This is a genomic window from Micromonospora sp. AMSO1212t, from assembly GCF_008868145.1.
GTDB lineage: Bacteria > Actinomycetota > Actinomycetes > Mycobacteriales > Micromonosporaceae > Micromonospora > Micromonospora tulbaghiae.
This window is the reverse complement of the sequence record NZ_WBKS01000213.1, coordinates 1-5,780: the sequence shown is the minus strand read 5'-3', so window position 1 is coordinate 5,780 and position 5,780 is coordinate 1. Positions and strand designations below refer to the sequence as shown.

At 73.4% G+C, this 5,780-nt stretch carries 5 protein-coding genes; 2 read left to right on the top strand and 3 right to left on the bottom strand.

All coding sequences use genetic code 11. The features are described from left to right. Positions 1-682 (bottom strand): anti-sigma factor (locus F8279_RS28995; protein ID WP_151501640.1); only part of this gene is annotated, 682 nt, incomplete at its 3' end. Beyond that, on the bottom strand, positions 679-1,248 hold the full coding sequence (locus tag F8279_RS28990) for a sigma-70 family RNA polymerase sigma factor (RefSeq protein ID WP_013283619.1): 570 nt from the start codon (positions 1,246-1,248) through the stop codon (positions 679-681). The genes F8279_RS28995 and F8279_RS28990, both read right to left, overlap by 4 nt. 169 nt (positions 1,249-1,417) lie before the next feature. Between F8279_RS28990 and F8279_RS28985 the strand changes: the two genes are divergently transcribed. Continuing rightward, entirely contained in the window at positions 1,418-3,544 is a 2,127-nt protein-coding gene (locus F8279_RS28985) for a PhoX family phosphatase (RefSeq protein WP_091414545.1), read from the top strand. A gap of 116 nt (positions 3,545-3,660) precedes the next feature. Here the strand turns inward: F8279_RS28985 and F8279_RS28980 are convergent, their stop codons facing one another. Then, on the bottom strand, positions 3,661-4,443 hold the full coding sequence (locus F8279_RS28980; RefSeq protein WP_091414544.1) for an IclR family transcriptional regulator: 783 nt from the start codon (positions 4,441-4,443) through the stop codon (positions 3,661-3,663). 153 nt (positions 4,444-4,596) lie between these two features. On the opposite strand from F8279_RS28980, the gene F8279_RS28975 reads away from it, so the two are divergent. Beyond that, positions 4,597-5,780 (top strand): MFS transporter (locus F8279_RS28975; protein ID WP_151501639.1); only part of this gene is annotated, 1,184 nt, incomplete at its 3' end.

Below are 5,780 nucleotides of genomic sequence, written 5' to 3'. Positions count from 1 at the left end.
GGTCGTAGGCCAGGACGGGGGCGTTTGTGCCTCGGAGCAACTCCAGGCGGACCAGCTCGCCCTTGGTGAAGCGGGTGACGCCGGAGAAGCGCAGGTCGTCGCCGGGCGCGGCGAGCCAGGAGCCGATCTGCTCCGTCGCGCCGTCCGGGCCGTGCGCGACCAGCCGGAACGTGTACGCCTCCCGGTGCCCGGCCCGCCTGTCGTAGCCACAGTGCATGGTGACCTCGGTGCCCCACGGCGTCTCGGTCAGCCCCACTTCGGCGTGCACCGGCACCGTCCCGGCCACCGGCCGCATGGAGGCCAGCGCCACCGGCGGCTTGGACGGCTCGGCGGACGGCTGCACGAGAGCCACCCCGACGCCCGCGAGCACCGCGAGCGCGGCGGCGGCGAGCGCTGTCAGCGCGTACCGTCGGCGGGAGCGGGACCGGTCGCGGCGCTTGCGCTCGCGCGCGGCGTCGAGCAGCGCGGGCACCCGCGACGTCTCCGGCCCGACCTCCAGGAACTGCTCCAGCCCGGCCGGGTCGAGCCGCCCCAGCAGGCCGGGCAGCACGGCGATCTCGGCCACCGCCTCCCGGCACTGCGCACACCCGGCCAGGTGCCGCTCGTAGGCGACCCGGTCCGCCGGGGCGAGAGCGCCGAGCACGTACGCCCCGTCGTCGTGCGCGAACTCGCAGCGTGTCACCCGGTCACCCCCATCTCGGCCAGCGCCAACCGTAGTGAGCGCAGCGCGTAGTGGGTACGCGACTTCACCGTGCCCGGTGGTACGCCCAGCCGCGCCGCCGCCTCCGCCACCGAACGCCCCTGGTAGAAGCACTCGACCAGCACCTCCCGGTGGGTCGGGCTGAGCCGGTTGAGCGCCTCGGCGACCGTCCACGCCTCCACCGCGCGCTCGGTCTCGTCGACCGTCTCGGCGGTCTCCGGCAGTTCGTCCGTGTACACCTCGCCGACCCGGGCCGAGCGCCGCCGCCAGGCGTCGATGGCGAGGTTCCGCGCGGTGGTGAACAGCCAGGCGCGTACCGAGCCGCGTCGCGGATCCAGCGACTCGGGGTGCCGCCAGGCGCGCAGCAGCGTCTCCTGCACGAGATCCTCGGCCCGGGGCCGATCGCCGTTGACCAGCCGCAGGGCGTGCGCGTACAGCGCGTCGGCATGCTCGTCGTGCAGCGCGCGCAGCAGTTGGGCGTCGTGGTCACTGATGGCGGTACCTCGCTTCCGGCGGCGGGGAAACCGGCGATGCGTTCGCCCTTCCATACGTGCCGTGACGCCGAACGGTTCAGCCGCAGGTCAACGCGGAGCTGTTCACGTCCGGTTCAGGTCCGGGCCGATCGCCGCTCACCGTGCCCTGGCAGCGTCCGGCGGGTGAGCGCGCGAGCCGATCACCCGCGCGCCTTCCGACGTCGAAATCAGGAGGCTCCACCACATGAGCGACCGGCCTCGCCTGCTTCCACTGCTGGGTGGCACCCGCCACGGCAGCCGCGACGCGATGACCTGTCTGTACCGGTGCGGCAACGCGTGTGACCACCCGGTGCCGAACCCGACCGACAACCCGTACTTCGGGGACGTGGTCGACACCGAGATCTCCCGGCGCGGCGTGGTCCGGGCCGGCGCGGTCGGCGCGCTGGTGCTCGGCTTCGGCGGCGCCGCCGTGGGCGCGCTCGCCGGCGCCGCGCCGGCCGCCGCCGCGCCCGCCGCCCCGCCCGTGCCCGGCGGCGGCGAGGTGTCCCCCGCCGGGGCGGGCCGCCCGGGCGGCGGCGCGCTGACGTTCAAGCCGATCCCGCCGAACAAGCTCGACACCCTCGTCGTCCCGAACGGGTACGACCACTCCGTCGTGATCCGCTGGGGCGACGAGGTCGTGCCCGGCGCGCCCGCCTTCGACCTGGGCCGGCAGACCGCCGCCGCCCAGTCCAAGCAGTTCGGCTACAACAACGACTTCGTCGGCGTGCTGCCCATCGACCGGCGGCGCGCGCTGCTCGTGGTGAACCACGAGTACACCAACGAGGACCTGATGTTCCCCGGCTTCACCGGCCAGGACGCGCTCACGGTCGAGCAGGTGCGGGTGGCGATGGCCGCGCACGGCATGTCAGTGGTGGAGCTGGAGCGGGTGGAGAACACCGGGCAGTGGCGGCCGGTACGGCGTGGCCGGCGGGAGTACAACCGCCGGGTCACGGCGCTCGCGACGAAGTTCGAGCTGACCGGCCCGGCCGCCGGCTCGGCGTGGCTGCGTACCGCCGCCGACCCGAAGGGCCGGACCGTGATCGGCACGCTCAACAACTGCGCCGGTGGCGTCACCCCGTGGGGCACGGTGCTCTCCGGCGAGGAGAACTTCAACCAGTACTTCGTCGGCGGCGACGGCGCGCCGGAGGAGCAGAAGCCGAGGCTGGCCCGGTACGGCATCCCGACCGACGTGCGTCACCCGAGCGGCAGCCGCAAGTGGGAGCGGGCGGACGAGCGGTTCGACCTGGCCCGGCACCCCAACGAGGCGAACCGGTTCGGCTGGATCGTCGAGATCGACCCGTTCGACCCGCAGGCCAAGCCGCGCAAGCACACCGCGCTGGGCCGGTTCAAGCACGAGGGCGCGAACGTCATCGTGGCGCGCAACGGCCGGGTGGTCGCGTACATGGGCGACGACGAGCGCTTCGACTACCTCTACAAGTTCGTCTCGGACAAGAAGTTCATGCCGGGGAAGTCCTCGGTGGCCCGGCGGCACAACCTGACGCTGCTGGAGTCGGGCACGCTCTACGTCGCGAAGATCGAGGGCGACAGCCCGGCCGCCGAGATCGACGGTTCCGGCACGCTCCCGGCCGACGGCGGCTTCGGCGGCCGGGGCCGCTGGATCAAGCTGGCCAGCGGCAACCGCTCGTACGTCGACGGCATGACCGCCGCGGACGTGCTCACGTTCACCCGGCTGGCCGGGGACAAGGTCGGCGCGACGAAGATGGACCGGCCCGAGGACGTCGAGCCGAGTCTGCTCACCGGCAAGGTCTACGTGGCGCTGACGAACAACAGCGACCGCGGCAAGGCCGGCAAGGCGCCCGCCGACGAGGCGAACCCGCGCAACAGCAACAAGCACGGGCAGATCCTGGAGCTGGTCGAGGACCGCGGCGACAACACCGGCGAGACCTTCACCTGGTCGCTGCCGATCGTCTGCGGCGACCCGGCCGACGCCTCCACCTACTTCGCCGGGTACGACAAGACGAAGGTCTCCCCGATCTCCTGCCCGGACAACGTCGCCTTCGACGCCACCGGCAACCTGTGGATCTCGACCGACGGCAACGCGCTCGGCAGCAACGACGGCCTGTTCGCCACGGCCGTCGAGGGTCCGGAGCGGGGCCACCTGAAGCAGTTCCTCACCGTGCCGCTCGGCGCGGAGACCTGCGGCCCGTTCATCACCGGTGACAACCGTTCGGTCTTCGTGGCGGTGCAGCACCCGGGCGAGGTCACCGGCGCATCGGTGGAGAACCCGGCCTCCACCTGGCCGGACGGCGACTTCGCCAAGCCCGGCGTGGTGGTCACCTGGCGCCTCGACGGCGGCCCGGTCGGTAGCTGACACACCCCGGGGGCGGCCCGGCGCTGGACCGCTCCGCGAAGGGCCGTCGACCCACCGCCGGCGGCCCTTCGTCAGTTCTCCGAGGCGATCCCGTCCGCGACGGCGCGCGCGGCTCGTCAGTTCTCCGAGGCGATCCCGTCGGCGACGGCGCGCGCGGCGGTGAGCAGCTTGGCGCGGACCACCCGGGCCGAGGTCATCATCTCGCCGGCCGGCAGCGCGCACGCCAGCACCACCCGGCGCTCGATGTCCTTGTCCGGGGTGACGAGCACCGCCGCGCACGCCACGCCCTGCCGGAACTGCCCGAGTTCCAGCTGCATGCCGCGCCGGTCACCGGCGGCCAGGTCCGCCTCGAACGCCTCGACGGTGGTGAGGGTGGCTGTGGTGAACGGGCGCATGCCGTACTCGCGCAAGTAGCGGAAGCGCTGTTCGGTGGTGAGCGTGGCGAGCAGGCTCTTGCCCAGCGCGGTGGCGTGCGCGCCCTCGTCGAAGCCCGGCACCAGGTCTTCCATGTAGGGCGAGCGCGGCCCTTCGGCGGACGCGGTCACCGCCACCTGACCGCCGACGAAACGGCCGAGGTAGTGGCTCCAGCCGGTGTCGGTCGCCGCGCGGCGCAGCGCCTCGCCCACCGCCGGCGGCCCCCGGAACGCGGTGACCAGCTCGCGGTAGCGGTCGGCCACCTCCAACCCCACGATGTACGTCCCGTCCTCGCGCCGGATCACGTAGCCCTCGTACGCGAGCGTGCGCACCAGGTGGTAGGTGGTGGCGACGGTCAGCTCGCAGCGCCGGGCGATCTGCTTCACGGTGAGCCCTCTCGGCGCACGGCCGACCGACTCGAGCACTCGAAGCGCGCGAGACACACTACGGATCAGGTCCGAAGGTTCCGCCAAGGGGTCGCGCACAACCACCTCCGCCGCCGGGGACTTACACCATATGAAAAACCGGCCGAGTGCGAAATGCCTGTTCGGATGGAGGATGCCAGAAGACCGGACACAGACCGTGTGCCGACGGACACGATGAGCAGCCAAAACGTTCCGGCGTAAGGTGTGCTCGCGATGACCGAAACTGTTTCGCGAACCGACCCGCCGAAGGCCCGACACGCCGTCTCCGTGGGCGCCGGCGCCACCCTCACCACGATCGTGTGCGTCCTGCCCGTCTTCCTGGTCGGCGGTCTCGCCGTACAGCTCGCGGACGAACTCCGTTTCAGCCCGGCCGGTCTGGGCCTGGCCGTCTCGATCTACTTCGGCGTGAGCGCGCTCGCCTCGGTGCCCTCCGGCGCCCTGGTCGAGCGCTTCGGCCCGGCCCCGGTCGCCCGGGCCGCCATCCTCCTCTCTGCCGCCTCGCTGGTCGCAGTGGCCGGGCTGGCCCGGTCGTACCCGGTCCTGGTGGCGCTGCTGGCCCTCAGCGCCGCCGCCAACGCCCTCGGGCAGCTCGCCAGCAACGCCGCGCTCGCCGAGCACGTACCCGCCCACCGGCAGGGCCTCTCGTTCGGCGTGAAGCAGGCCGCCGTACCGGCCGCCACGCTGCTGGCCGGCCTGGCGGTACCCACAGTCGCACTCACCGCCGGCTGGCGCTGGGCCTTCGTGGCTGCCGCCGTGGCCGCGCTCGCCGTGCTGCCGGCCGTACCCCGGGCCGGACAGGACCGGCGGGCCCGGACCGCCTCCGGCCGCCGCAACGGCGGCACCGGCCCGCTCGTGGTGATCGGGCTGGCCGCGACGCTCGCGGCGGCCGCGGCGAACGCCCTCGGCACGTTCCTGGTCGACTCGTCGGCGGCGCGAGGGCTCTCCCCCGGCCTGGCCGGACTGACGCTGACCCTGGGCAGCGTGGTGTGCGTGCTCGCCCGGGTGGGCCTCGGCTGGCTGGCCGACCGGCGCACCAGCGGGCACGTCGGACTGATCGCCGGGATGCTGCTGACCGGCTCGATCGGCCTGATCCTGCTCGCGGTGAGCGGCTCGGCGCCGCTGATCGCGGGCGTTGTGCTCGGCTTCGGTCTCGGCTGGGCCTGGCCCGGGCTGATGAACTTCGCCGTGGTCCGGCTCCACCCACAGGCGCCGGCCGCCGCCACCTCGATCACCCAAACCGGCGTGTACGCGGGCGGCTGCCTCGGACCGCTCGGCCTGGGCGCGCTGGCCGGCGCGGCCGGGTACCCGGCGATGTGGCTGACGGCCGCCGCGGCGATGCTCCTGGCCGCCCTGCTGATGCTGCTCGGCGCCCGCCTCCTACGCAGCCCTCTCGCCCC